The 25,277-nt window shown below is 63.9% G+C and carries 25 protein-coding genes; 5 read left to right on the forward strand and 20 right to left on the reverse strand.

Annotated elements, in window-relative coordinates; all coding sequences use genetic code 11:
• The first annotated feature begins 32 nt into the window (after positions 1 to 32).
• Positions 33 to 188 carry a DUF1127 domain-containing protein gene (locus AA309_RS33485; protein WP_084731585.1) on the forward strand — a complete coding sequence of 52 codons (156 nt, stop codon included), beginning with the start codon at positions 33 to 35 and terminating at the stop codon, positions 186 to 188.
• A gap of 218 nt (positions 189 to 406) precedes the next feature.
• Here AA309_RS33485 and AA309_RS24145 read toward each other — a convergent pair whose 3' ends face one another.
• A complete protein-coding gene (locus AA309_RS24145) occupies positions 407 to 1,165 on the reverse strand; it encodes a glucose 1-dehydrogenase (protein WP_047191584.1) in 759 nt (252 codons plus the stop codon).
• 85 nt (positions 1,166 to 1,250) lie between these two features.
• Here AA309_RS24145 and trmFO point away from each other — a divergent pair, with 85 nt between their 5' ends.
• The gene (gene trmFO / locus AA309_RS24150; RefSeq protein WP_047191585.1) at positions 1,251 to 2,669 is read left to right on the forward strand and encodes a methylenetetrahydrofolate--tRNA-(uracil(54)-C(5))-methyltransferase (FADH(2)-oxidizing) TrmFO; all 1,419 of its coding nucleotides are present in this window, start codon (positions 1,251 to 1,253) and stop codon (positions 2,667 to 2,669) included.
• Between the two features lie 147 nt (positions 2,670 to 2,816).
• On the opposite strand, the gene AA309_RS24155 is transcribed toward trmFO, so the two are convergent.
• The 5 genes from AA309_RS24155 to yajC form a co-directional block, all read right to left on the reverse strand.
• Entirely contained in the window at positions 2,817 to 3,659 is an 843-nt protein-coding gene (locus AA309_RS24155) for a phytoene/squalene synthase family protein (protein ID WP_047191586.1), read from the reverse strand.
• 1 nt (position 3,660) lies between these two features.
• Positions 3,661 to 4,047, reverse strand: coding sequence for an Mth938-like domain-containing protein (locus AA309_RS24160; RefSeq protein ID WP_047191587.1), 387 nt, complete (start codon positions 4,045 to 4,047; stop codon positions 3,661 to 3,663).
• 4 nt (positions 4,048 to 4,051) lie between these two features.
• The gene (secF, locus tag AA309_RS24165) at positions 4,052 to 4,990 is read right to left on the reverse strand and encodes a protein translocase subunit SecF (protein ID WP_047191588.1); all 939 of its coding nucleotides are present in this window, start codon (positions 4,988 to 4,990) and stop codon (positions 4,052 to 4,054) included.
• 12 nt (positions 4,991 to 5,002) lie between these two features.
• A complete protein-coding gene (secD, locus tag AA309_RS24170; RefSeq protein WP_047191589.1) occupies positions 5,003 to 6,610 on the reverse strand; it encodes a protein translocase subunit SecD in 1,608 nt (535 codons plus the stop codon).
• A 91-nt stretch (positions 6,611 to 6,701) separates the two neighbouring features.
• The gene (yajC, locus tag AA309_RS24175; protein ID WP_244470474.1) at positions 6,702 to 7,037 is read right to left on the reverse strand and encodes a preprotein translocase subunit YajC; all 336 of its coding nucleotides are present in this window, start codon (positions 7,035 to 7,037) and stop codon (positions 6,702 to 6,704) included.
• A 224-nt stretch (positions 7,038 to 7,261) separates the two neighbouring features.
• Between yajC and AA309_RS24180 the strand changes: the two genes are divergently transcribed.
• Complete coding sequence (locus AA309_RS24180) at positions 7,262 to 8,137, forward strand: ATP-binding protein (protein ID WP_047191591.1); 876 nt, start codon at positions 7,262 to 7,264, stop codon at positions 8,135 to 8,137.
• A 96-nt stretch (positions 8,138 to 8,233) separates the two neighbouring features.
• Here the strand turns inward: AA309_RS24180 and AA309_RS24185 are convergent, their stop codons facing one another.
• The 14 genes from AA309_RS24185 to AA309_RS24250 all read right to left on the reverse strand — a co-directional run bounded on the left by AA309_RS24185 (position 8,234) and on the right by AA309_RS24250 (position 22,474).
• The gene (locus AA309_RS24185) at positions 8,234 to 9,268 is read right to left on the reverse strand and encodes a M23 family metallopeptidase (RefSeq protein ID WP_244470475.1); all 1,035 of its coding nucleotides are present in this window, start codon (positions 9,266 to 9,268) and stop codon (positions 8,234 to 8,236) included.
• 172 nt (positions 9,269 to 9,440) lie between these two features.
• Positions 9,441 to 10,121 carry a protein-L-isoaspartate O-methyltransferase family protein gene (locus tag AA309_RS24190; protein WP_047191593.1) on the reverse strand — a complete coding sequence of 227 codons (681 nt, stop codon included), beginning with the start codon at positions 10,119 to 10,121 and terminating at the stop codon, positions 9,441 to 9,443.
• 7 nt (positions 10,122 to 10,128) lie between these two features.
• Positions 10,129 to 10,890 (reverse strand): 5'/3'-nucleotidase SurE, encoded by a 762-nt coding sequence (gene surE / locus AA309_RS24195; protein ID WP_047191594.1) that lies wholly within the window; start codon positions 10,888 to 10,890, stop codon positions 10,129 to 10,131.
• A gap of 7 nt (positions 10,891 to 10,897) precedes the next feature.
• Positions 10,898 to 12,253, reverse strand: coding sequence for a serine--tRNA ligase (gene serS / locus AA309_RS24200; RefSeq protein ID WP_047191595.1), 1,356 nt, complete (start codon positions 12,251 to 12,253; stop codon positions 10,898 to 10,900).
• 101 nt (positions 12,254 to 12,354) lie between these two features.
• Positions 12,355 to 13,158: a twin-arginine translocase subunit TatC gene (gene tatC, locus AA309_RS24205; protein WP_047191596.1), complete on the reverse strand. Its 804-nt coding sequence runs from the start codon at positions 13,156 to 13,158 to the stop codon at positions 12,355 to 12,357.
• A complete protein-coding gene (gene tatB / locus AA309_RS24210) occupies positions 13,158 to 13,712 on the reverse strand; it encodes a Sec-independent protein translocase protein TatB (RefSeq protein WP_047191597.1) in 555 nt (184 codons plus the stop codon). Before tatB ends, tatC begins: the two co-directional genes overlap by 1 nt.
• A 62-nt stretch (positions 13,713 to 13,774) precedes the next feature.
• Positions 13,775 to 14,014: a twin-arginine translocase TatA/TatE family subunit gene (locus AA309_RS24215; protein WP_047191598.1), complete on the reverse strand. Its 240-nt coding sequence runs from the start codon at positions 14,012 to 14,014 to the stop codon at positions 13,775 to 13,777.
• A 56-nt stretch (positions 14,015 to 14,070) separates the two neighbouring features.
• A complete protein-coding gene (locus tag AA309_RS24220) occupies positions 14,071 to 15,195 on the reverse strand; it encodes an ABC transporter ATP-binding protein (RefSeq protein WP_084731589.1) in 1,125 nt (374 codons plus the stop codon).
• Positions 15,192 to 15,923, reverse strand: coding sequence for an SMC-Scp complex subunit ScpB (gene scpB, locus AA309_RS24225; RefSeq protein WP_047191612.1), 732 nt, complete (start codon positions 15,921 to 15,923; stop codon positions 15,192 to 15,194). Before scpB ends, AA309_RS24220 begins: the two co-directional genes overlap by 4 nt.
• The gene (locus AA309_RS24230) at positions 15,923 to 16,732 is read right to left on the reverse strand and encodes a segregation and condensation protein A (RefSeq protein WP_047191599.1); all 810 of its coding nucleotides are present in this window, start codon (positions 16,730 to 16,732) and stop codon (positions 15,923 to 15,925) included. The genes scpB and AA309_RS24230 overlap by 1 nt, the downstream gene beginning before the upstream one ends.
• 39 nt (positions 16,733 to 16,771) lie before the next feature.
• Positions 16,772 to 17,791, reverse strand: coding sequence for a beta-N-acetylhexosaminidase (gene nagZ, locus AA309_RS24235; protein ID WP_047191600.1), 1,020 nt, complete (start codon positions 17,789 to 17,791; stop codon positions 16,772 to 16,774).
• A 58-nt stretch (positions 17,792 to 17,849) separates the two neighbouring features.
• On the reverse strand, positions 17,850 to 19,289 hold the full coding sequence (locus tag AA309_RS24240) for an SPOR domain-containing protein (protein WP_047191601.1): 1,440 nt from the start codon (positions 19,287 to 19,289) through the stop codon (positions 17,850 to 17,852).
• A 106-nt stretch (positions 19,290 to 19,395) separates the two neighbouring features.
• Positions 19,396 to 21,156, reverse strand: coding sequence for an arginine--tRNA ligase (gene argS, locus AA309_RS24245; protein ID WP_047191602.1), 1,761 nt, complete (start codon positions 21,154 to 21,156; stop codon positions 19,396 to 19,398).
• A 109-nt stretch (positions 21,157 to 21,265) separates the two neighbouring features.
• Positions 21,266 to 22,474, reverse strand: coding sequence for a deoxyguanosinetriphosphate triphosphohydrolase (locus AA309_RS24250; protein WP_047191603.1), 1,209 nt, complete (start codon positions 22,472 to 22,474; stop codon positions 21,266 to 21,268).
• A 251-nt stretch (positions 22,475 to 22,725) separates the two neighbouring features.
• On the opposite strand from AA309_RS24250, the gene erpA reads away from it, so the two are divergent.
• Complete coding sequence (erpA, locus tag AA309_RS24255; protein WP_047191604.1) at positions 22,726 to 23,052, forward strand: iron-sulfur cluster insertion protein ErpA; 327 nt, start codon at positions 22,726 to 22,728, stop codon at positions 23,050 to 23,052.
• A gap of 194 nt (positions 23,053 to 23,246) precedes the next feature.
• Positions 23,247 to 25,100 carry a hypothetical protein gene (locus AA309_RS24260; protein ID WP_047191605.1) on the forward strand — a complete coding sequence of 618 codons (1,854 nt, stop codon included), beginning with the start codon at positions 23,247 to 23,249 and terminating at the stop codon, positions 25,098 to 25,100.
• The last annotated feature ends 177 nt before the right edge of the window (positions 25,101 to 25,277 follow it).

A 25,277-nucleotide genomic window follows, 5' to 3' on the forward strand; every position in this document is an offset into this window, starting at 1 on the left:
CATAGGGGGTCGGCAACTGATAGGAGCTTCCAATGTTCGTGTCCTACATCCTCTCTAAAGTCCGCGCTTATATGCGTTATCGCGAAACCGTCCGCGAGCTCTCCCTGCTTTCGGACCGCGAGCTCGACGATCTCGGCATCTCCCGCTTCCAGATCGAGAGCATCGCCCGCGAGCACGCCGTCGCGTAAAAATGAGCTGCACCGCAGCAAAGGTCTAGCCCGCTTCCAGCGGGCTTTTTCCTTTTCAACTCTAGCGGACCGTGCGGAACCGGGGACCGCGTCAGCGACCCGAAGGCCCACGTCGGTGAAAAGTCGATCCGGTTTTCCGCAAACAACGATGCGCCGCTCTATGAAGCGAGCATCGGATTGATCTCAAAAGTGCAAGTCCACTTTTCTCGTCCGATGCTCTAGCGCCCGCCTGGAACCGGCAGAATGGCCCCGGTGATGTAGGAGGCGGCATCCGACATCAGGAACAGCACCGCTTCCGCGATTTCCTGGGGCTCACCGATCCGCCGCATGGGAATGAAGGGCTTCAGGCGCTCCAGCCGCCCCGGATCCCGGGTACTGCGCTCGTGGATGTCCGTGTCGGTCATGCCCGGCGAGACGGCGTTCACGCGGACGCCATCCGTCGCCAGCTCCCGCGCCAGTCCGATGGTGAGGGAGTCGACGGCTCCCTTCGAGGCGGCGTACCAGACATATTCGTTCGGGCTTCCGAGATGCGCGGCGACGGACGAGATGTTGACGATGGACCCGCCTGCGCCACCTCGGCTCCGCGACAGGCGCCGTGCCGCCTCTCGCGCCACGAAGAGAGCGCCCGTCACGTTGATGTCGATGCATTCGCGCAGCGTCTCGGCGGAAGTCTCGGCGAGCTTGCCTGACTTTCCCGTAACGCCGGCATTGTTTACCACATGGGAAAGCGGGCCGAGCCGCTCCTCCGCTTCGTCGAAGAGGCGCAGCACATCCGCCTCGACGGCAACGTCGCCCTGGAAGGGCAGCGCCTCTGCACCCGCAGCCCGGCAGATTTCGACGATCTCCTCGGCGGCTGCACTTTCAGAACGATAGGTGATGGCCACATCATAGCCACGGGATGCCGCGAGCTGCGCTATCGCCGCACCTATGCCGCGGCTGCCGCCTGTAATAAGGACCACCGGTCGCTGAGATTGCATCGTGCTTCAGACCTTTTTCAAGGCAACCGGCTCAGCTTGACCAAGGCTCCCATGGGAGTCAACAAGACCGCCCAGGAGAATGACCATGAGCAAGATCGAACCCATTCACGTCATCGGCGGCGGCCTCGCAGGCTCCGAAGCCAGCTGGCAGATCGCGCAGGCCGGCGTTCCCGTCATCCTCCACGAGATGCGCCCCGTGCGCGGCACCGACGCGCACAAGACGCAAGGCCTGGCAGAGCTCGTCTGTTCCAACTCCTTCCGCTCGGACGATGCGGAAACGAACGCGGTCGGGCTGCTGCATCAGGAGATGCGCACCCTCGGCTCCCTCATCATGGCCAAGGGCGATGCCAATCAGGTGCCCGCAGGCGGCGCGCTGGCGGTGGACCGCGACGGCTTCTCCGATGCCGTAACGGCCGCGCTTGAAGCGCACCCTCTCGTCACCATCGAGCGCGGCGAAATCACCGGCATTCCGCCGGAGGAATGGTCCTCCGTCATCATCGCCACCGGCCCGCTCACCTCGCCCGCGCTGGCAGAGGCGATCCTCAAGCTCACGGGCGAAACGTCGCTTGCCTTCTTCGACGCCATCGCGCCCATCGTCTATCGCGAGTCCATCAACATGGACATCGCGTGGTTCCAGTCGCGCTACGACAAGGTCGGCCCCGGCGGCACGGGCAAGGACTACATCAACTGCCCCATGACCAAGGAGCAGTACGACGCCTTCGTGGATGCGCTGATAGAGGGCGACAAGACCGAGTTCAAGGAATGGGAGGCCAACACCCCCTATTTCGACGGCTGCCTGCCCATCGAGGTCATGGCCGAGCGCGGTCGCGAAACCCTGCGCCACGGTCCCATGAAGCCCGTCGGTCTCACCGATCCGCGCAATCCCGACGTGAAGCCCTATGCCATCGTGCAGCTGCGCCAGGACAATGCGCTCGGCACGCTGTTCAACATGGTGGGTTTCCAGACCAAGCTGAAATACGGCGCGCAGACCGGCATCCTCCGCATGATCCCGGGCCTGGAGAACGCCGAGTTCGCGCGGCTCGGCGGCATCCACCGCAACACCTATCTCAATTCGCCGAAGCTGCTGGATCCGACGCTGCGCCTGAAGGCGATGCCGCGCCTGCGCTTTGCCGGCCAGATCACCGGCTGTGAGGGCTATGTGGAGAGCGCAGCAGTGGGCCTCATGACCGGCCGCTTCGCGGCAGCCGAGCGGCTAGGTCACCCGATCCAGCCCCTGCCGCACACGACGGGTCTCGGCGCGCTCATCAACCACATCACGGGAGGGCACATCGAGACCATCGACGAGGGTCCGCGCTCGTTCCAGCCCATGAACGTGAACTTCGGCCTCTTCCCGCCGCTCGACCGCGCGCCGAAGGCGGAAGACGGCAAGCGCCTGCGCGGCTCGGCCAAGGCGCTTGCGAAAAAGAAGATGCTTACGGACCGCGCCCGCGCCGATCTCGCGATGTGGCTGGCTGCGGCCACCATGCCGGCGGCTGCGGAGTAAACCTACATCGCCCAGGGCTTTGCGCCTTCCACATCGTCAGGGCCGGACTTGATCCGGCCATCCACGTCTTTCGGCCGTTAGAGGGCGTGGATCCCCGGGTCAAGCCCGGGGATGACGTTAATGGAGGCCCCAAAAGCAGCGCTCTCTCTAAAACGGCCCGCGCCAGAGTGCCCAGATCTTCCGCCAGTGCGGGATATCCACGGGCGTATGCAGCGGGTCGTAGTCACGCTTCTCCATCGCCTTCAGATAGGGCTCGACCAGTGCAAGCTGGCAGAAGGCAGGCTCGGCCGCGGACGAAATCGTGGGGCGCAGGGTTCTCGCCTGATCGAGATGGCGGCGCGCGATGGCGCGCATGTCGGCTAGAGCGCTCTTGAGGCCCGGCCCGCCACGTCCGGAGACGATATCCTCACGCACGACCCCATGACGCGCCAGAATGTCGGCGGGGATGTAGAGCTGCCCCTGGCGAGCATGGATCGGGAAAGCGCGCAGCAGGCCGGTGATGGCATAGGCCACGCCCGCATGGCCCGCGGCATCCGCCGTGCCGGGATCCTTGCCGTCGGCGAGGATGATGCTGGAGAGCTGGATCAGGCTCGACGAGGTTTCGCCGCAATAGCCTTCGAGGTCGTTCAGGCTCGGCATGGGATCGTCGTAGAGATCGAACATGCGGGCATCGATCAGATCGACGAGCGATTGCCGGGGCAGTCTGAACTTGACGATGGCATCATCGAGCGCGGCGGCGACGGGATTGGCCCGCACATCACCCCTCGCCTCGCCCTGCAGCGCATCGCGCCACCATTGCAGGCGGATTTCGCCGAGCATGGGCTCACGCACGGTTTCGCGAACGCGGGCGATCTCGAAATTGAAAGCATGGAGCGCGAAAAGATAGGGCCGCTTCTCCGTAGGCGCGATGAGGTTCGCAAAGTACCGGTCGGGGTCGGCCTCGCGTACGAGCGCCTCGCAATGGGCGAAGTTTGATCGGGGATCGGCCATCTCAAGGTACGGCAATGAGGGCAGCGGCAACCTTACGGTTTTCCGCCAGGAGGATATTGTAGGTGCGCGCGGCTGCCCCGGTCTGCATCACGTCGAGGCCGATCTTCGCCTCGCGGAAGCGCTCACGGAAAGCACCAGGAATGGCGGCGACATCGACACCTGTGCCGAGGAGCAGCAATTCGATCTCCTCGGCCTCGGCGAAGATCGGTTCAAGCACCTCGTCGCTCAGCTCCGCAACGGAGCCGATGGGCCAGGCCCTGATTCCCGAGGGCAGAGCGAGGATCGAACCGCGATGGGACATGTCCGCGAAGCGAAAGCCGCCATTGCCGTAGGCATCGATCTGATGGCGTCCGGGCAGGAAGCCATCGTAGAGGCGGCCATCGCTCATGGTTTTACTCCGCGGCTGCGGCCTTGCCCTCCGGCACCTTCACGGCCTCGGATCCACGCAGGCCGATATAGATCAGCATGGGCGAGGAGATGCAGATCGCCGAGTAGGTGCAGATCACCACGCCATAGAGCATGACCTGGGCGAAACCCTGGATCGCCTGCCCGCCGAAGAGCACGAGGGCCAAGAGCGAGAGCGCCGTGGTTGCCGCCGTCATGATCGTACGCGACATGGTGTGATTGATCGACAGGTTCAACAGTTCTTCCGCCGGCATGGCCTTGTAGCGGCGCATGAGTTCGCGCGTACGGTCGAACACCACCACGGTTTCGTTGAGCGAATAGCCCACGATGGTGAGGATCGCCGCAATCGAGGTCATGTTGAACTCGTGACGGGTGATCACGAAGAAGCCGATGGTGAGCACGATGTCGTGGAGCGTACCGATGATCGACGCCACTGCCAGCTCACGCTCGAAGCGGAACCAGAGATAGAACAGAACCGCGAGCACCGAGAGCACGACGCCGATGGTGCCGGACTGAACGAGCTCGCCCGACACGCGGGGGCCCACCGTCTCGACGCGGCGAAAGTCGTACTCGTTGCTGAACGTGTCGCGCGCCTTCTGCACCACAGCCGTCTGCGCGGCCTCGCCGCCCGGCTGGATCGGAAAGCGCAGCGAGACCTCGCCGGCCGTGCCGAATTCCTGCACCTCCACGTCGCCGAAGCCGAAGCCCTCGGCGGTCTGACGGATCTGGGCGACATTGGCCTGGCCGGACCTGGCCTGGATCTCCATGAGCGTGCCGCCCTTGAAGTCGATGCCGAAGTTGAGGCCGACGGTCATGAGCACGATCGCCGTCGCCACCGAGATCAGCGCCGACAGCGGGAACGAGAAGCGCCTGAAGCGCATGAAGTCGAAGTGGGAGTTTTCGGGCCAGAGGCGAACGAGGCGCACGATACTCACTCCTTAGAACGGAAGAACTTTGGGACGCATCCACTGATACCAGAGCGCGATCATCATGCGCGTCAGGGTGACGGCGGTGATCACCGTCGTGAGGATGCCGAGAATGAACACGACCGCGAAGCCGCGCACGGGACCGGAGCCGAGGAAGAACAGGATCACGGCCGCAATGGCCATGGTGCTGTTCGAGTCCACAATGGTCGCGAACGCCCGGTCGAAGCCGGCCTGGATGCCGGACACGATGGAACGTCCTGCGTGAACCTCTTCGCGGATGCGCTCGTAGATCAGCACGTTGGAGTCCACCGCCGTGCCGATGGTGAGCACGATGCCCGCGATACCCGGCAGGGTGAGCGTGGCTTCGAGCACCGACATGAGACCGAAGATCAGGCCCACGTGCACGAGCAGCGCGATGTTCGCGATGAGGCCGAAGATGCCATAGGTCGCGAACATGAACATGATGACGAAGATGCCGGCCACGTATGTGGCCAACTTGCCGGCCTCGATGGAGTCGCGTCCGAGGCCGGGGCCGACGGTGCGCTCCTCCACGATGGTCAGCTTGGCCGGCAGCGCGCCGGAGCGCAGCATGATCGCCAAGTTGTTCACCTGCTCGATGGTGAAGCTGCCCGAGATCTGGCCCGAGCCCCCGGTGATCGGCGACTGGATCGTGGGGGCGGAGACCACCTCGTTGTCGAGAACGATGGCGAGCTGACGGCCGAGATTCTCGGTCGTCGCCTGTCCGAAGCGCTGCGCGCCGCGGATGTTGAAGCGGAAGTTCACGATAGGCTGGTTGGTCTGCGGATCGAACGCGGCCTGAGCATCGGTGAGGTCGCCGCCTTCCGCGATCACGCGGCGTTCGACGGGAACGCGCTGGCCGCCCGCATCGCGCATGGGGAGCATGTCCACATCCGTCGCACCGGCCTGAGCCAGCAGGCGGAACTCCAGGTTGCCGGTTTCACCCAGAAGCTCTTTCAGCTTCTGCGGATCCTGGAGGCCGGGAACCTGGACGAGGACGCGATCCGCACCCTGGCGCTGAATGCTCGGTTCAGTGGTGCCGCCGAAGTCGACGCGGCGGCGGACGACTTCGATGGACTGATCGACGGCGCGGCGAACCTTTTCGTTGATGCCGGCTTCCGTATAGGTCAGCGCGATCGTGCCGTCTGGCGCGTCGTTGATGGCCACAGCGGCATTGCCGCTCTGGCCGAGCATGGCATTGCCGACCGGCTGGGCCAGCTCGCGCAGGCGCGGCATCAGGCGCTCGCGGTCTGCCGGGTTGGGCACGCGGATCTGCACGCCGCGCGGAACGGTCTGAATGCCGTTCTGAGACACAACGCGTGTGTCGCGCAGGATGCGGCGCACGTCGTCGCGCAGGAGGTTGATCTGGGTGCGCATGAGATCCCCCTCATCCACCTGGAGGAGAACGTGGGAACCTCCCTGCAGGTCGAGGCCGAGAACGATGGCGCGCGAAGGCACGAGCCATGATGGAACCCAGCTCGGCACGGCGCTCAGATATGCCTTGCGCTGCTCAGGGGACATCATGCTCGGAACCGCCAGCAGCAGACCGATGATGATGATCGCCAGGGTGGCGAAGATCTTCGACTTCGAGAAGCGCAGCATCGTCAGCTCAACCTTTCTCAAACGCTTTTGCCGACACGTGGTGCGGCGAACCGGCCCTCAAGGGTTCAAGCCCGAGGACCGGTTTATGATTTTACGCCTTCACCGGCTCGCTCTTGGAGCGGACCTCGGAGATCATGGCGCGAGCCACCTTCACCTTCACGTTGTCGGCGATCTCGACCTCGACGTCAGCAGAATCCTCGAGCACCTTCGTCACCTTGCCGATGATGCCGCCGGATGTGACGACGGTGTCGCCGCGGCGCACGTTCTTGATCATCTCCTGGTGAGCCTTCACCCGGCGCTGCTGCGGACGGATGATCAGGAACCACATGATCACGAAAATCAGGATGAACGGGACGAATTGGATGATGGCATCCATTCCGCCCCCGCCAGCGGGGGCCCCTTGTGCGAAGGCAGGTGAAATGAACAAGCGGCTCTCCATGGATAAAGGCGCGAGGCGGGCACTTCTCTAGGGCCCACCCGCGCCAGACAGGATTGAAAGTGGGCGGACTATACCGATCGACTCCACGAAATCAATGAAGTTGGAGGCCTTTCCCAAGCCTCGTGCGGGCTTTCCAGCCCCTCTTCCATGGACCGAGGGCCGGTTTTTGCGCTAAGCACGGCTTCCTCACCGTTTCTTGATGTCAGAGGCCCATGTCTGCAGATCTCACCTCCCCCGAATCCATGGCTCTCCTGAAGCGCATTGCCGACGCTCTCGAGCGGATAGCCCCTGCAGGCACTCCCCAGGCTGATTTCGCGGCAGCGGACGCTTTCGTGTGGCATGCGGCGGCACGCCGGCTCTCGCCCGTGCCGAAGGTGAACCGGGTCGAGATGACCCTGCTGAGAGGTATCGACCGGGTGCGGGATCAGCTCGCCGAGAACACCGCGCGCTTCGCCAGGGGCCTGCCCGCCAACAACGCCCTGCTCTGGGGCGCACGGGGCATGGGCAAGTCCTCCCTGGTGAAGGCGGTCCACGCGGAGATCAACGCCACGAAGGCGGCAGACGCCCGCGCCCTCAAGCTCATCGAGATCCACCGCGAGGATATCGAGACCCTGCCCGATCTCATGGGCCTTTTGCGCTCCGACCCGCACCGCTTCATCGTCTTCTGCGACGACCTTTCCTTCGATGCGGACGACACCTCCTACAAATCTCTCAAGGCTGTGCTGGAAGGCGGCATCGAGGGCCGACCGGACAACGTGATCTTCTACGCCACGTCGAACCGCCGCCACCTGCTTCCCCGCGACATGATGGAAAACGAGCGTTCGACCGCCATCAATCCTGGCGAGGCCGTGGAGGAGAAGGTGTCGCTGTCCGATCGCTTCGGCCTGTGGCTCGGCTTCCACAAGTGCAGCCAGGACGAATATCTCGATATGGTCTTCGGATATGTGGACCATCTCGGACTCGATGCCGACCGTGATGCCATCCGCGCCGAAGCGCTGGAATGGGCCACCACCCGCGGCGCCCGCTCCGGCCGCACGGCCTGGCAGTTCATCCAGGATCTGGCGGGCCGCCTCGGCAAAGCGATCTGAACGATACAAACGCCAAAGGGACGGTGGCTGAGCTCCACCGTCCCCTCGCTTGATCAGCCTCGGGTCTCGAAAGCCAATCTAAACCTATGATTGGACTTAGTCGGCGAGATGCTTCATCGGGTCGACCGGGGTCGCGCCCTTGCGGATCTCGAAGTGGAGCTGCGGCGAGGTTACGTTGCCGGTCTGGCCGGAGGTGGCGATCACCTGACCGCGCTTCACCTGCTCGCCACGCTTCACGCTGAGCGAGCCATTGTGAGCGTATGCCGAGACGTAGCCGTTGTCGTGGCGGACTAGGACGAGGTTGCCGTAGCCCTTCACCTCGCTGCCCGCATAGGTCACGGTGCCGGCCTCGGCAGCCTTCACCGGCGTACCCTCGGGAACGGCGATGTTGATGCCCTCGTTGCCGCCATTGGCGCCGAAGCCTGCGATGACACGACCGCGGGCCGGCCAGCGGAAGTTGCTGGCTGACAGGCTTGCCGTCTGCTCGGGCTCAGCCACCGGAGCCTTCGCGGCTTCCGGCTGCGGAGCCGGCGTGGGAGCGGGAGCCGGAGGCACTGGCTGCGTGGCAATCGGAGCGGGCTTCAGAGGCTGAGGCTCGATGGCCGCAACCTTCTGAGACTCGACGGGACGTGCAGGCGACACGAGCGGCTCATTCGTGGCCGAGGCGACCTGCTGCACGGGAGCCTGCTTGATGGGAGCCGGAGCGGCAACCGGAGTCTGAGCTTGAGTCTGCATCGGCGTGGACATGCCCGGACGGACGCGCTTGGCGGCAGAAGCCGGAACGGGCTGCTCGTTGACGGCAACCTTGGTCTGATCGACGAGGCGCATCTTCGGCTGGACCGGAGCGGGAGTCATCGCGACGGGACGGGGCTGCTGGACCGGAGTGGCGATGGGGGCCGATGCCATGCGCGAGGGCTGAGACAGCGGCTGAGCCTGCACCGGGGGAAGTGCCTGCGCCTGAACGGGAGAGGTCGGCATCGGAGCCGCCGCATAGGACGGAGTGGATTGAGAAGCCGTAGGCGTGCCGGGCGCGACGCGTTCGCTGTTCGCAAACGGATTGGAGAACGGGTTCTCCGAGAACCGCATGCTCTCGCCACTACAGGCGGCCGCCGCACTGCCGATCAAACTCACCAGAGCGATCCGCGAAGCCGCGACCCAATGCCCAGAACCCATACGCAAACGCATGACTTAATTACCCCAACCGCACGCAACTCGATGGGGCCATTAAAACCCTGTTCAGGTTAAGCAAGAGTTGACGACATGAACAATGTCGTAACCGTGCCGCGAAAATTTTTCGATTCGATCAGAGTGTCGCCGCAATGCCGGTGACGAGCGGGGAAATGCGCAACGGCGCCCCCAAGCTCTGGGTGAGTTCCCCATCCGGCAAACGGTCGATCTGTACGAGGCGCGGCGCGCCTTCCTGTGTCAACGCGCCGACGAGACGCCCGCCGGGACCGAGAAGCGATGTCAGCGTTTGGGGGATTTCCGGCCGCGCGCCGTTGAGCATGATCCGGTCGAACCGCTCGCGCACCCGCACGGCAAGACCGTCGCCGATTTCCATGCGCACCCTGCCCGCTTCTACGATCCTGAGATGCTGGGCTGCACTCGCCGCCAGCGTGTTGAAACGTTCGACCGTCGTTACCTCAGCACCGAGATGCGCCAGGAGCGCCGTCACATAGCCGGTGCCTGTGCCGATTTCGAGAACGCGCTGCCCGGGCGCGACACCCAGTGCCAGCAGCATCGTGGCCACCGTGCCCGGCGCGGTCATGGTCTGGCCGCAGGGAAGCGGCAGAGCCACATCGGTTCGGGAGAGATCACGAAAACGGCGCGGCGCGAATACGTCGCGTGGCACGAGCTCCATGGCGCGCAGCAATGCCGTGTTGCGAATGCCCTTGGCGCGCAGCGACAGGACGAAGGATGCCACGCCGATCGCCTCCTGCTTGCTGCGGGCTTCCGCTCCGGAGAAGAAGGGCTCTCGGCTCATCGTGTCTCTACCCGAAGGCTTGCGCGTAACGCGTGAGCGTCGGCTCGTCTGTCATGTCGATGCGCAAGGGAGTGACCGCGATGCGCTTGTCGGCGAGCGCCCAGAGATCCGTGCCGTTGCCGGGCGTGAACGGGCGACGCTCGAAGGCGATCCAGTAATAAGGATTGCCGCGTCCATCGAGCCTTGCATCGAGACGCAGGAGCTCCTGCGTGCGCTGCCCCTGATTGACCACCGCCGTGCCCTGAACCTCTTCCGGCTCGCAATCCGGAAAGTTCACATTGACGAGAATGCCCTTCTCGATGCCTGCATCGATGATCTTGCGGATGATCTTCGGGCCGTGGTGCTCGGCGCAATGCCAGCGGGGGGCGTTGCGCGTGCCCGGCCCGTAGGCCTGCGAGAGCGCGATGGAAGGAATGCCGAGAAGTGTGCCCTCGATGGCTCCCGCGACCGTGCCGGAATAGGTCACGTCCTCGGCGGCATTCTGCCCGCGATTGACGCCAGAGAGCACGAGATCGGGCTTGTGCTCGCGCATCAGCTCGCGCACGCCCATGATCACGCAATCCGTCGGCGTGCCCTTCACGGCAAAATGCCGGTCGGAAATTTCGCGCAGGCGCAACGGATCGTTGAGCGAGAGCGAATGCGCGACGCCACTCTGGTCCGTCTCGGGTGCCACCACCCACACATCGTCGGAAAGATTGCGGGCAATGGCCTCCAGGGTCTTCAGGCCTGGTGCATGAATGCCGTCATCATTGGTGCAGAGAATGCGCATGTCAGCCTCAGGCCTCGATGCGGGTGAGCCCGCCCATATAGGGCTGCAGTGCTGTCGGGATCGTCACGCTGCCGTCCTCGTTCTGGTAGTTCTCCAGAACCGCGACGAGCGTGCGACCGACGGCAAGGCCCGAACCGTTGAGCGTATGCACGAAGCGCGGCGATTTCTCGGAGGCCGAGCGGTAGCGGGCATTCATGCGGCGCGCCTGGAAGTCCGAGCAGACCGAGCAGCTCGAAATCTCGCGATACATCCCCTGGCCCGGCAGCCAGACCTCGATGTCGTAGGTCTTGGTCGAGGAGAAGCCCATGTCGCCCGTGCAGAGCGTCATGGTACGGAAAGGCAGCTCCAGCTTCTTCAGCACGTTCTCGGCGCAGGTGAGCATGCGCTCATGCTCGTCGGCCGAAGTCTCCGGCGTCGTGACCGAGACGAGTTCGCATTTCACGAACTGGTGCTGGCGGATCATGCCGCGCGTGTCGCGACCGGCAGAGCCTGCCTCGGCGCGGAAGCTCGGCGTGAGCGCGGTAAAGCGCAGGGGCAGCTCCTCTTCCGAGAGGATCTGCTCGCGCACGAGATTGGTGAGCGTGACTTCCGCCGTCGGGATCATGCCGTAGCGGGTGTCCCTGATGATCTTTTGAAGTGCGTCACGCGGCTGACCTTCAAGAGCGGCGGCGACCGCCTGCTCGAGCGACGAGCCAGGGAAGGCCCAGAACTGATCGTCCTCGAACTTCGGCAGCTGCGCCGTGCCGAACATGGCATCGTCGCGCACCAGCAGCGGCGGGTTCACTTCCGTGTAGCCGTGCTCGCTGGTGTGCAGGTCGATCATGAACTGGCCGAGCGCACGCTCGAGGCGGGCGAGCTGGCCTTTCAGGATCACGAAACGAGCACCCGACATCTTGGCGGCGGTCTCGAAATCCATCAGGCCGAGGGCCTCGCCGATTTCGAAATGCTGCCTGGCGTTGTTGATCGTCGGTGGCGCGCCGAAGCGATGGCGCTCCACGTTGCCGTGCTCGTCGGAGCCGACCGGGACGTCCTCTTTCGGAATGTTCGGGATGGCGGCAAGAGCCTCGAACAGAGCCTTGTCGGCGGCGCGCTCGGCCTCCTCCAGCTCCGGCATCGTCTCCTTGATACGGGTGACCTCGGCCATCAGTTCCTGCGCCCGCGCCTCGTCCTTCTTCGCCTTCGCTTGGCCGATCTCCTTGGACATGGCGTTGCGGCGCTCGGTGGCGGCCTGCAGGGCGGAGACCGCAGCTTTGCGGGCATCGTCGAGCACGATCAGGCGCTCGGACAAGGGCTCCATGCCCCGGTTCCGGAGGCCTTTGTCGAAAGCCGCGGGATTCTCGCGGATGGAACGGATGTCGTGCATGGAAGTGACTTTTAGCCTGTTGGTGACGCGGACCTGCCCTTAGCACAGACCGCCCCGTTGTTCACGCCAAGGTTAAACGGCCCAGGAGGCTTTTAAGAGCCTTACCCTTCCGCCGCACGCGCGGCCTCGGCTTCCGCACGCCTCTTCTCCACCATGCGGACGGAGAAGATGGACGCCTCGTAAAGAAGCAAGGTGGGGATCGCAAGGGCGAACTGGCTGATCACGTCCGGGGGTGTCAGAACCGCCGCAATCACGAATACGATCACGATGGCGTAGCGCCGCTTGCTCTTCAGAAACTCCGAATCGATGATCCCGGCGCGGGCCAGCAGGGTCAGGATCACGGGCAGCTGGAAGCAGATGCCGAAGGCGAAGATCAGGGTCATGATCAGCGACAGGTACTCGCTGACCTTCGGCAGGAACTCGATGGCGGGCCCGCTCTCCGTCGCGAGCTGCTGCATGCCGACCGAGAAGCGCATGAGCAGCGGCATGGCGATGAAGTACACGCAGCCCGCACCGATGGCGAAGAGAACAGGCGTCGCAATGAGGTACGGCAGGAAGGCCCGCCGCTCGTTCTTGTAGAGCCCCGGCGCCACGAACTTGTAGATCTGCACCGCAATCACGGGGAAAGCCAGGAAGCCCGCGCCGAAGGCCGCCACCTGAATCTGCGTGAAGAGATATTCGAGGCCGTGCGTGTAGACGAGATGCGCCTTCTCGGGCGAACCGACCGCCAGCACATAGGGCCACACGAGCGCATTGTAGATGTACTTCGCACCGGCAAAGCAGACGAAGAACATGGCGACGAACGCCACCATCGCCTTGATCAGGCGCGAGCGCAGCTCGGTCAGGTGCTCGATCAGAGGCGCGCGCGATGCCTCGACCTCATCCTCTTCAACGGCGGTGGTCATCAGGCTTTCGCGTCCGTTTGTTCTGGAGCCGGTTGGGCTGCGGCAGCTTTCCGGGCCTCGATCTCGGCCTCACGGCGCAGGGACTCGGCAATGGTTTCAGCCGGATCGTCCATGGGCGGGGGCGGCAGATCGATCTGCGGGAGCGGAGCGTCCCGCGCAGGCGCGCGGCCTTCCACGATCGCCTGGATCGACGCGTCACCCCTGGGCTGCTGCGCAGGTGTCTCGGCAGGTGTCTCGGCAGGTGTCTCGGGCGCAACCGCTTCGGGCTTCTCGACAGCGTCCTTCAGCTCATCCCGGATCGTCTGGATGGGGTTGAAATTCGTGTTGAGAGAAGAAACGGAGTCGTTGACGCCCTGAAGCTGCTTCTTGACCTCGTCCAGCTCGGCTTCGCGCATGGCCTCGTTGAACTGGCCCTGAAACTCCGCCGCCATGCGGCGAAGCTTGCTCGTGACCTGTCCAACCGTCCGCAGAGCGCGCGGCAGGTCCTTTGGGCCAATCACGATCAGCGCGACGGCGCCGATCACCATGACCTCACCCCAGCTCATGTCCAACATGGCGTGGCCTCGACCCTGCCTTTACTCACCGCAGCCACGAAAGGTGGCTGCTACCCAAGAACTCAACCGACCTTGTGGTCCGTCGTCGCGGCGTTGGTTTGCGTGCCGGCCTGATGATCGATCGTGCGCACGGGCTCGGAAGGCTGCACCGGCTTAGCGGTATCGTCCTCGCTCATGCCCTTCTTGAAGGCCTTGATGCCCTTGGCAACATCACCCATCAGATCGGAGATCTTGCCGCGTCCGAACAGAAGGACAACGATCAGACCGACAACGATCCAGTGCCAAATACTAGCGCCACCCATGGCAATCCTCCTGCGCCCCGAGGGGCGCGAACGTGGAATATGAACTTGCCGTCAACCTATGCGTCGGCAGCGGCGAAAACAAGGACATCCTTTGGATGAACCTCAATGCCCACATCCTGTCCCTCCCTCACGCCAACGGGATCGTGAACGCGGGCCTGGAGCGGCCGATCGAGTCCCGGGACATCGATATGCACCAGATCGACCTCGCCGAGAAAGCGGCGTGATACCACACGTCCCGGCAGGCAGAAGCCTTGAGGCTTAAGCCTCACCCCTTGCGGCCGGACGCAGACGATGGCCGGGCCATCCTCCAGATGCGGGGCGGGGAACACGCCCACCGGGCAGGTCACCTGCCCCTTTTTAACGGTGCCTTCGATCTCGCTGAAGTCGCAGAAGAACCGGGCTGCAAAGAGATTGACCGGCTTCCGGTAGATCTCCTCGGCAGGCCCCTGCTGGACGATGGTGCCGGCGCTCATCAGAACGATCCGGTCCGCGATCCGCATGGCCTCTTCCGGATCATGCGTGACCACGATGGTCGTAGCGCGGGTTTCTCTCAAGATTGCGACGGTCTCGTCGCGGATCGCATCGCGCATGCGCCGGTCGAGGTTCGAGAACGGCTCGTCCATGAGCAGCACGCCGGGTCTCGGTGCGATGGAACGTGCCAGCGCTACACGCTGCTGCTCCCCGCCGGAGAGCGTATGAGGGAACTCGTTGGCGTAATGCTCGAGGCCCACGCGGGACAGGGCGCGGCGGGCGGCGATATCGGCCTCCGAGGCCGAGAGATCCTTCAAGCCGAACATCACGTTCTGCAGGATCGTCATGTGCGGGAACAGGGCGTAATCCTGAAACATGAGGCCGATGCCGCGCCGCTCCGGCTCCACGAAACTCTTCGGCCCGCTGACCTCGCGACCATCCATCAGGACCCGACCGGATGTGGGAGCCTCGACGCCCGCTGCGATGCGCAGGAGCGTGGTCTTGCCGCAGCCCGAATGACCGAGAAGGCAGACGAGCTCACCCGGCTCGACGGTGACAGACACCCCTTTGAGGACCTCGGTGGAATTGTAGGTCTGAACGATGCTTTCGAAGGAGAGCTGGGCCGGGATGGACGCGCCAGCCGTGCCGCGCTGCCCCCATCGGGGCAGCCGGAAACGGTCGCGGGCGGACACGGCTGGCTTGTCGCTCATTCCTTGCTGGTCTCGCCGGTCTCGGTCTGGTGCATCTCAAGTGGCTCTTGGAAGAGATCGTCGTGATCCAGGGGATCCTCATCCTCGCGCAGCGCCTCCGCATCGGAGGGCACCGGTACCGACATGTCGGAAGGCACGCGCCCTTCGATGAAGCCTGCACCCTTGAGCTCCTCGAGGCCCGGCAGGTCCTCGATGGCATCCAGGCCGAAATGGTCGAGGAAGGCGGGCGTGGTGCCGTAGGTCACGGGGCGACCCGGCGCCTTGCGACGACCGCGCAGGCGAATCCAGCCGGTCTCCAGCAGCAGATCGAGGGTGCCCTTAGAGGTGGCGACACCGCGGATCTCTTCGATTTCGGCGCGGGTCACCGGCTGGTGATAGGCGATGATCGACAGGGTCTCCATGGCGGCGCGGGAGAGCTTGCGCTGCTCCACCACGTCACGGGCAAGCACGAAGGCGAGATCGCTCGCCGTCCGGAAGGCCCACTTGCCGGCCACGCGGACGAGATTGACGCCACGAGGCCCATAAACCTCCTGGAGATCCTCCAGAATTTTCCGGATATCCGCGCCCTCCGGCAGGCGGCCGGCCAGTTCCTCCGCGCTCAGCGGCTCGGCAGAGGCGAACAACAGCGCCTCGGCAATGCGGATCGCTTCGCCATGATCGGGCACGCGGCTCTCGACGGAATTCTCCTCGGGAGCCTCGGCGTCTTGGATTTCGGCTGTTTCATCCATCATGATTGGGCTCCTGTCTCGGCCGGGTCGGCAACGGGTTTGACCCAGACCGGAGCGAAGGCTTCGTCCTGCCTCACAGTGAGCTTGCCCTCGCGGACCATTTCCAGGGTCGCGGACAGGGCGGAGGCCAGAACGGTCGGCCGCATGGATGGCTCGACCATGTATTCCACCAGATAGGTATCGAGCGTCACCCAGTCGCTCAAGTGACCGACGAGACGTTCCAGGGCATCGCGGGCATCGATCAGTGACCAGACGGTACGCTTGTGAAGCGAGACCTTGCTGTTGAACTGCACCTGGCGCTGCTGGGCATAGGCCTTCAGCAGATCATAGAGGCTCGCCTCGTAGCGGGCATCCCGGTTGATCACCACGGGTTCGGGAGCGCCACGGGCGAACACGTCGCGGCCCAGCAGGGAGCGCTCGCCGAGTTTCTTGGCGACCTCACGGATCGCTTCGAGGCGGCGCAGGCGCAGGGCCAGCGCCGTCGCCAGATCCTCCGCGCTCGGCTCCTCGCCTTTCGGCGGCTCGGGCAGCAGGAGGCGGGATTTAAGATAAGCGAGCCAGGCCGCCATCACGAGGTAGTCGGCCGCCAATTCCAGGCGCATGCGGCGCGCCTCTTCGATAAAGGCAATGTATTGCTCGGCCAGAGCCAGGATCGAGATGCGGTGCAGGTCCACCTTCTGGCGGCGGGCCAGCTCCAGCAGAAGGTCGAGCGGGCCTTCAAAGCCGTCCACGTCCACGAGGAGCGCGGGCTCGCTTTCCGCGCGCTCGGCGGCAGGCTCGACATCCTCAAAGGGTAAGGGCTTGGCCATGGACGATACTCAACTGAAGCGGGTTCGACCTTGGGACGCTTAAGACGTCATCGCAAGCGCGGCGTCGAGTCTTGCGCGCGCATCCACAGGATCGAGCGGCTCCGGCTCGTGCCGGATGCGGGCCAAGGCAGCCTCGGCTCGCCTTAGGGAAATCCCTTCAAGGATGGGCGCTCCCTCGGCCACGGCCGACATCTCCTCCATATCGCCATTGCAATGAAGGGCCATGTCGCAGCCAGCCGCAAAGGCAGCTTCGGTCTTTTCCCGGAAGGAACCTGACAGGGCCTTCATGGACAGGTCGTCGGTCATGACGAGGCCGTCATAACCGATATGGCCACGGATGATCTCCTCCATGACGATCGGGGATGTCGTCGCGGGCCGCTCCGGATCGAGCGCGGTGTAGACGACGTGGGCCGTCATCGCGAGGGGCATGTCGGTCAGCATGCGGAAGGGCGCGAAATCGTGGTACTCGAGTTCCTCGCGGGAAGCGTCCACCACCGGCAGGGCCAGATGGCTGTCGGCCCCTGCCCGACCATGGCCCGGCATATGCTTTACGACCGGCAGGACACCGCCCGCCAGAAGCCCTTCGGCGGCGGCCCGGCCGAGGACGGCCACCTTCTCGGGCGTCTTGCCATAGGCCCGGTCGCCGATGACGTCATGTGCGCCCGGCGAGGGCACGTCGAGCACGGGCAGGCAATCGACGGTCACGCCAACCGCGCGCAGATCATGGGCAATCAGCCGCGCCCCCAAACGGGCGAGTTCCCGCTGGACGAGAGGATCATTGGCGTGCAGGGCGCCGTAAGCGGCGCCGGGGGGATATTTCGGCCAGTTCGGCGGGCCCATGCGCTGAACCCGGCCGCCCTCCTGGTCGATCAGGATGGGAGCATCCTCGCGTCCGACCGTTTCCCGCAGGGCGGCGCAGAGCGCCCTCACCTGTTCAGGATTGTCGATATTCCGGCGGAACAGGATGAATCCCCAGGGAGCGGCCTCCTTGAAGAAGGCAACCTCGTCGGGGGTGAGTTCATGGCCGGAACAGCCAGCAATAAAGGCGCGGGTTTTCATGCCCGCGCCTTAAGTCTCTTGGATAGAAGGGTCAAGAAGTCTTGTCGGCCAAGCTAGCTTAGTTCTTGGCTACGAAGCACTGGCCGCCCTGCCCCTGCAGCTTGGAGCAGAGAGTGGAGGCCTCTTCCCGCGACATGGGTCCGACCCGGACGCGGTAGATCGTATTGCCATTCACCTCGGCCTTGCGGATCAGGGAAGGTGCGCCGGCCAAATCAGGATACTTGCGCTGATAGGAGGCAAAGGCCGAAGCCGCCGCATCCTCCGAGTTAGCCAAGCCCAGCTGGACCGCAAAGCCGCCCGTGGTGGTCGTGTCCGCCGTCGCCGCAGGAGCCGCTACCGGAACCGGCTGGGCCGAGGCGACCTTCTGCGGCGCAGGAGTGGCGGCAGGCGTTGCTGCCACCGGCGTCGCGGCTGCAGGCGCGGGCTTCGGCGTCGGAGCCGGAGTTGCAGGAGCCGCCACAGGCGTCGCCGCAGCAGGCCTCGGCTGAGCAGAAGCGGTCTGAACCGCTGCAGGCTGTGCTGCCGCGGCGGCCGGCATGGTCATGGTCGGAGAAGCAGCCGGAGCAGGCTCCGGCGCTCCAACCACGGAACCATCGGGGCGGATCGTGACGGTCCGCACTTTGCGCGGCTCGCCGAGGTTCAGGCTGTTGGGTGCGCTGCGAGCTTGAGCCGGCGCACCAGGAACGGTCGCACCGGTGGCATCCGCCACGGCTCCGCCGGTCGAGCGCACGGCCTGCTTCACATCGACAGGCTGCTCCTCGCGGTTCACAACCTTGGTGTCAGTCTGCTGAGCGCGCTCGTAGATCTGCTTGTTCTGGTTCGGGATCTCGACCCCGCCGGGATTTTGCGGCTGCACCTTCACCGGATCGGTGGTCGCTTGGACCAGGATCGGCTCACCGCTCGTGCCAGTCGGAGAGCTGGTGAAAACATACGCGCCCCCGCCACCAATCACGATGGCGCCGACAACCGCACCGATGGCGATCAGGCCCTTTCGGGACCGGGGCTTCCGGACCGGCGGATAATCCAGTCGTTCGGGCTGTGCGTAAGCATTACCGGCATAGCTGTCCGCGCCGTCGCCGTAATACTCATCTGCGTAGGCGGCCTCGTTGTAGGAAGCCTGCTGCTGAGCCGGGGCGGGCTGCTGGTAGGTATAGGCCTGACCGTTGCTGCGTGGAGCCTCGGCCTGAGGGGCATAGCGGCCGAGATCGAACTCGGTCGAGCGCGCCTGTCCCTGAGCCGGACGGGGAGCCGGCGTCACAGTGTCGCGGGTCACGAAAAGATCGTCGATAGCAGACGGCTGCTGGCGCGGACGCGTGGCACCGTCATTGGCCAGAATGGCCTGGAAAGGGTCGTCCTGGCCCACGATCCGGGCCAATTCGGCCAGCGGATCGTTGCTGCGCGGTGGGGCGGGCTGGACCTGAGGGGAGCCCGCCTGGGCAAGGTGCCGCTCGATCTCGTTGAGGTCGACGGCAAAACGGGGCTTCACTGATTCGCTCATGCGCCGGTTCTCCAGTTACGCGACAGGAGCCCAAACGCTCCGCCGGCACGACGTGACAGCATCCGGCACAAACGTCTCTTAAGCGGTTGAGCCGCTTATGAAAATGTTAGCGCATTTCATCGGGTGCCGTGACGCCCAGGATCGCGAGGCCAGATGCGAGCACACCCTTGAGGGCATGCACGAGAGCGAGCCTCGCTTTTGTTGAATCTTTATCAGTTAGATTAACAAAGCGTAATTGCGGCAAGTCTTTGCCCTTATTCCATAAACTATGGAAGGCGCTGGCGACGTCGTAGAGGTAGAACGCGACTCGGTGCGGCTCGTGCGCCTCAGCGGCGGCCTCCACCGTGCGGGGGAACTGGGCGATGCGGTGGATGAGATCCGTCTCCGACTCATCGCCGAGAATCGTGAAGTCGGCCTTCTCCAGCTGCGCGGCCGAGAAATCCTCGCCCGGATAAACCTCCGCCGCCTGACGGAAGATCGAGGCGCAGCGGGCATGGGCGTACTGCACGTAGAAGACCGGGTTGTCCTTCGACTGCTCGACCACCTTGGCGAGGTCGAAGTCGAGCGGCGCGTCGTTCTTGCGGAAGATCATCATGAAGCGCACCGCATCGCGGCCCACCTCGTCCACCACGTCGCGCAGGGTCACGAAGTCGCCGGAGCGCTTGGACATCTTCACCGGCTCACCCCCGCGCAGGAGCTTCACGAGCTGGCAGAGCTTCACATCAAGGTCGCCCTTGTTGTCCGTGACGGCCTTCACGGCCGCCTGCATGCGCTTCACGTAGCCGCCATGGTCCGCCCCCCACACGTCGATCATGGAGGCGAAGCCGCGTTCGTACTTGGAGCGGTGATAGGCGATGTCGGAGGCGAAATAAGTGTAGGAGCCGTCGGACTTCAGCAGCGGACGATCCACTTCGTCGCCGAAGGCGGTGGCGCGGAACAGAAGTTGCTCGCGATCTTCCCAATCCTCGTCCTTCTGCCCCTTGGGTGGAGGCAGGCGGCCCATATAGACGAGATCGCGGCCGCGCAGATCGGTGATGAGGGCCTTCACCTGATCGACAGGGCCGAGCTGCAGGGAGCGTTCGGAGAAGAACACGTCGTGATGGATGTTGAGCACCGCGAGGTCATCGCGGATCATGTCCATCATCGCGTTGATGGCGGCCTCGCGCACGAGCGGAAGCCACTCGGATTCCGGCTTGTCGATCAGGCTCTGGCCATGCTCCCCGGCAAGGCGCTCGCCGACGGGCTTGAGGTAGTCCCCGGGATAGAGACCTTCGGGGATCTCGCCGATATCGTCGCCCAAGGCCTCCTTGTAGCGGAGATAGGCGGAGCGGGCGAGCACATCGACCTGCGCGCCCGCATCGTTGATGTAATACTCGCGGGTCACCTTGTAGCCGGCGAAGTCGAGAAGTCCGGCGAGCGCATCGCCGAACACCGCGCCACGGCAATGGCCCACATGCATCGGGCCAGTCGGATTGGCGGAGACGTATTCCACGTTGATGGCCTTACCCACTCCCTGCCCGCTGCGGCCAAAGCCTGCGGTATCCACCACGGCGGCGCGCAGCACCTCGTGCAGCACCTGAGGTGCCAAGCGGATGTTGATGAAGCCGGGGCCTGCGATATCCACCTTCGTGACGCGCGGGTCGTTCCGGAGATCGGCCACGAGCAGCTCGGCGAGAACGCGCGGGTTCATGCGCGCTTCCTTCGCCAGCACCATGGCGGCGTTGGTGGCGAGGTCGCCATGGGAGGGATCGCGCGGCGGCTCGACCACGACGCGGCTCACGTCCAACCCCGATGGAATTTTGCCTTCGCCGGCCAGACGGCCAAGCGCATCGGCAACCCGCTTCTCAAACAACCCGAAAATGTTCATGGCACTTCATCTCAATGGGCGACAGGCCCCGGTCACAGCCGACGCAACGCTTCACAAGCCCTCATCCTGAGGAGCCGCTTTGGTAGACTTTCGAAAGACTGAGCCGCGCCTAACGCAAGTCCGGCGTTACGTCAAACAGGCGCCGGTGTTCAAGGATCGCATAACGGTCCGTCATGCCCGCGATGTAATCAGCCACGCGGCGCGCAAGACGCGGCTCGTCGTCCTTGGAAAGGTCCGCCCGCCATTCCTCTGGCATCAGCTCCGGCTCGGCCTTGAAGCGGTTGAAAAGGTCTCGCAGCACCTGATCGGCCTGGGCGCGGACGCGCATCACCTCGGGATGGCGATACATGCGGGCATAGAGGAAGCGCTTGATGGCTGCATCGGCCTCGCGCATCTCCTTGGAGAAGCAGATCACTGTTTCTCCGGCCTTGCGGATATCCTCGGCGCTCTCAGGCGCCAGAGCCGCGAGCCGCCGGTCGCCCTCCGCCACCACGTTTTCCACGAAGCGGGTGATGACCCGCCGGGTCAGCTCGTGGATGCGCCGGGAGAGTTCGAGGTTCGGCCAGCGGCTGTCGATCTCAGCGAGAATCCCGTTGAGGAACGGTACCTCGCGCAGATCGTCGATCTTGAACAGCCCTGCCCTCAGGCCATCGTCGATGTCGTGGGCGTCATAGGCGATGTCGTCGGCAATCGCAGCGGCCTGGGCCTCGCCGCTGGCGAAGGTGGCGAGCTCCAGATCCTGAACGGCATTGTATTCCATGATCGCGAGCGGCACGCCGTGCTCGGCATATCGCAGGGTCGGCTGCCCCTCTGCATCGAGCAGCGGGCCGTTGTGCTTCACCAGCCCTTCCAGGGTCTCCCAGGTGAGGTTCAGGCCATCATAATCGGGATAGCGGCGCTCAAGGCGCGTGACGACCCGCAAGGCCTGGGCATTGTGGTCGAAGCCGCCGCACCGCGCCATGCACTCGTCGAGCGTATCCTCGCCCGTGTGGCCGAAGGGCGTGTGACCAAGGTCGTGGGAGAGCGCCAGGGCCTCCGCCAGATCCTCGTCGAGGCCGAGTGAGCGGGCCAAGGCGCGGGCGATCTGGCTCACCTCGATGGTGTGGGTGAGCCGCGTTCGGAAATGGTCTCCCTCGTGATAGACGAAGACCTGCGTCTTGTGCTTGAGCCGTCGGAAAGCCGAGGAATGGATGATCCGGTCCCGGTCGCGCTGGAAATCGCTGCGGGTCGGCGACACCGCCTCAGGATAAAGCCGACCGCGGCTCGCCCACGGATCGCAGGCGTAAGGGGCTCGCCATCTCTCGCCAAAGGGCCGCACGGATCATCCTCGGGTTGAAGCCTCGTCAGGGCGCACTTACCTTGGTCTTTAGAGCATGATTCACGAAAGGGGCATCCGGTTTCCTGATAAAATCATGCAGATCAAGAGTTTGTCCAAGGTTAGGGTAATTTGCTGCCTTGTAAGAAGCAAATTACCCTGGGATTTATTGAATCAGCGCGTTTTCTGGCGGCGAACCGGGATCTCCTTCGCCTGAAAATGCTCTTATGTCCTTGTGAGGACCGGAAAGACCCATGACTAGAATTTCCCTGACTGAACGCGCCGCCCGCCGCATCAACGAGATCATGGCCTCGGAACCTGAGGGCTCGATGCTGAGAATCAGCGTCAACGGAGGCGGTTGCTCCGGGTTTCAATACGCCTTCGACGTGGACCGGACGCGCCAGAACGACGACCTCGTGATCGAAAAGGATGGGGCGACCGTCGTGGTGGACGAGGTGTCCATCCAGTACATGGACGGCTCGGTCATCGACTTCGTGGACGACCTGATCGGCCAGTCCTTCAAGATCGAGAACCCCCACGCCACCGCTTCGTGCGGCTGCGGCACGTCGTTCTCCTTGTGAAACTCAGCCCCTCGCTTCAGCGCATCGTGCGGAAAAGCGGATCCGGTTTTCCGCGTCCAACGATGCGCTCATGTCAGAGAGGGAGCATCGGACCCAAAAGTGGATTCCACTTTTGGGTCCGATGCTCTAGCCTTCCGCAAAGGTTTTCGGCCTGAAGTCTCTTAAGAGCTTCAGGCCTTCTTCTTCGCGGGGATATGATGAGCTTTCTTCACCGTTCAGGCGTCTGCGCGCTCGCCTTGATGGCCGGCACGGCGGCCATGCAATTCGAGCCGACGGTCCTTCGCGATCTCGCCTTCGGCAACGGCACGCAGCACGTCGCCATCGGGGCCGTGAAGACCGCGCTCTGGAGCGCGGCATTCGCCCAATCCTCCGATAGCTTCGCGCTCGAGAATGTCCGCTTCACCTGGGGCACCTTCACCTATGAGGCGAAGCGGATCGAGTTCACCGGTGCTTCAGTCCCGCGTCAGGAACTCGAGAGCCTGTTTTCCGCCGGCTCTGCCTCCCTTGCGGATCGGCTCGCGAGGATCGACACGAAGCGGGTGATCATTCCTGAGCTCAAGGTCACGCAGAAGCTGGGCAAGGGAACGCAGACGATCCTCTACCGAAACGCCACGCTGTTCGACATCGTCCGAGGCAAGGTGGGCTCGACGGTGGTCGAGACTACAGCCATGGAGGAAACCGGCGAAAAAGGCCCGACCTTGGTCAGCTATGGCCGGACCATTGTCAGCGAGCTCGACCTTCCCACTGTCGTGACGCTCTTCGAGACGAAGGATGCCTCCGCGCCCCTCAGCCGAATTCATGGCGCCTTTTCCATCGAGAAGATCGACATGACAGATGCCGGAGGGAACTACAGCGCCCAGATTGCGCGCATCAATGGCCGGGACCTCATGGCTCGTCCGACGAAGGATTCCTGGAACGGCACCCTCGCTCTCATCAAGGAGCTTTCCGGGAAGGAAAAGACCTCCCCTGAAGAGGAAACCCGCATCCTGCTGACTGCAGCGGATCTTCTCGGCGCGTTCGATGCGGGTGCCGTCGAAGCCACCGGCATCACCTTCAAGGGCGACGGGAAAGAGAACAAGGGAACCGGTTCCATCGCCCGTGCGGCTTATACCGGCACCACCGGCTCGCAGCCCGCCGAAGCGCGCGTGGAGGGCATCGAGTTCAAGGGCACGGATGCCAGCCTGAAGATCGGCTCGATCAGCCTCACCGGGTTTTCCGTTACGCCGACGCTGAACGGCCTGAAGGCTCTCGGAGACAAGCCGCTGAAGGAACTCGACAGCGCCGATGTGAGAAGCCTCATTCCGACCCTGGGGACGCTGCGCATCACGGACATGGATATCGATGCGCCAGCCGAGGAGGATAAGCCCACCGAGCGCGTTCGGGTGACCATGGGCCTCATGGAGGTCACGGCGGACAAGCCGGTGAACGGCATTCCGACGAATATCCGCTTCGAACAGCGCAACGTCTCCACGTCATTGCCGGCCAACAGCGACGACGAACTCGCCCGGGAGCTTCACGAACTCGGCTACAAATCCATCGATGGATCGTTCGTCATGGCTGCCACCTGGAATGAGGCGGCCAACGAGATCGCCATCAAGGAATTCTCGATGGATGGGAAAGAGATGGGAAGCGTGCGCCTTACAGGCCTCATCGGCAATGTCAGCCCGGATCTCTTCAGCCCCGATGAAGCAACCGCTTCAGCCGCTCTGATCGGCGCGAAGGCGAAGTCGGCCAATGTGGTGGTTGAGAATCGGGGATTGGTCGAGCGCTATCTCGCCAAGGTTGCGAAGGAAGAAGGCACGACGCCCGAGGCGCTGCAGAAAATGTATTCGGGCGCTACGCCGCTCGTTCTGTCGAGCATGGTCGGCAATTCGGAACAGTCCCGGACGTTAGGTCAGGCCATTTCCCGCTTCATCGAGAAGCCCGGCAAGCTCATCATCGAAGCCCAGCCGAAAAATCCGTCCGGCTTCGGTGTGATGGACGTGATGCTCGCGTCCGATCCGAAATTGTTGCTGGAGAAGCTGAAGATCACCGCAAAGGCGGAATGAGTTCAATCCACAACGTCATCCCCGGACTTGTTCCGGGGATCCACGCCTCTCATGCGTATCAGTTCTTAAGACATGGATGGCCGGGACGAGCCCGGCCATGACGAAAAATCGAAATATCTCAATCTCAAATCAGCTGCGGCTGATCCTGCTCGGCGGCCTGCGCCTCCACGACGGCGA

Origin of the sequence: Microvirga vignae, from assembly GCF_001017175.1 — a bacterium.
GTDB classification, from domain to species: Bacteria; Pseudomonadota; Alphaproteobacteria; order Rhizobiales; family Beijerinckiaceae; genus Microvirga; species Microvirga vignae.

Coding starts and splice junctions, on each gene's coding strand:
- serS (WP_047191595.1), bottom strand. CDS start 12,253: ATGCACGACATCCGTTCCATCCGCGAGAATCCCGCGGCTTTCGACAAA.
- AA309_RS24145 (WP_047191584.1), bottom strand. CDS start 1,165: ATGCAATCTCAGCGACCGGTGGTCCTTATTACAGGCGGCAGCCGCGGC.
- AA309_RS33485 (WP_084731585.1), top strand. CDS start 33: ATGTTCGTGTCCTACATCCTCTCTAAAGTCCGCGCTTATATGCGTTAT.
- AA309_RS24220 (WP_084731589.1), bottom strand. CDS start 15,195: ATGAGCGACAAGCCAGCCGTGTCCGCCCGCGACCGTTTCCGGCTGCCC.
- AA309_RS24155 (WP_047191586.1), bottom strand. CDS start 3,659: ATGGCCGATCCCCGATCAAACTTCGCCCATTGCGAGGCGCTCGTACGC.
- trmFO (WP_047191585.1), top strand. CDS start 1,251: ATGAGCAAGATCGAACCCATTCACGTCATCGGCGGCGGCCTCGCAGGC.
- AA309_RS24240 (WP_047191601.1), bottom strand. CDS start 19,289: ATGAGCGAATCAGTGAAGCCCCGTTTTGCCGTCGACCTCAACGAGATC.
- nagZ (WP_047191600.1), bottom strand. CDS start 17,791: ATGAAAACCCGCGCCTTTATTGCTGGCTGTTCCGGCCATGAACTCACC.
- erpA (WP_047191604.1), top strand. CDS start 22,726: ATGACTAGAATTTCCCTGACTGAACGCGCCGCCCGCCGCATCAACGAG.
- surE (WP_047191594.1), bottom strand. CDS start 10,890: ATGCGCATTCTCTGCACCAATGATGACGGCATTCATGCACCAGGCCTG.
- AA309_RS24180 (WP_047191591.1), top strand. CDS start 7,262: ATGTCTGCAGATCTCACCTCCCCCGAATCCATGGCTCTCCTGAAGCGC.
- AA309_RS24215 (WP_047191598.1), bottom strand. CDS start 14,014: ATGGGTGGCGCTAGTATTTGGCACTGGATCGTTGTCGGTCTGATCGTT.
- tatB (WP_047191597.1), bottom strand. CDS start 13,712: ATGTTGGACATGAGCTGGGGTGAGGTCATGGTGATCGGCGCCGTCGCG.
- scpB (WP_047191612.1), bottom strand. CDS start 15,923: ATGGATGAAACAGCCGAAATCCAAGACGCCGAGGCTCCCGAGGAGAAT.
- argS (WP_047191602.1), bottom strand. CDS start 21,156: ATGAACATTTTCGGGTTGTTTGAGAAGCGGGTTGCCGATGCGCTTGGC.
- AA309_RS24260 (WP_047191605.1), top strand. CDS start 23,247: ATGATGAGCTTTCTTCACCGTTCAGGCGTCTGCGCGCTCGCCTTGATG.
- AA309_RS24190 (WP_047191593.1), bottom strand. CDS start 10,121: ATGAGCCGAGAGCCCTTCTTCTCCGGAGCGGAAGCCCGCAGCAAGCAG.
- tatC (WP_047191596.1), bottom strand. CDS start 13,158: ATGACCACCGCCGTTGAAGAGGATGAGGTCGAGGCATCGCGCGCGCCT.
- AA309_RS24230 (WP_047191599.1), bottom strand. CDS start 16,732: ATGGCCAAGCCCTTACCCTTTGAGGATGTCGAGCCTGCCGCCGAGCGC.
- AA309_RS24160 (WP_047191587.1), bottom strand. CDS start 4,047: ATGAGCGATGGCCGCCTCTACGATGGCTTCCTGCCCGGACGCCATCAG.
- secD (WP_047191589.1), bottom strand. CDS start 6,610: ATGCTGCGCTTCTCGAAGTCGAAGATCTTCGCCACCCTGGCGATCATC.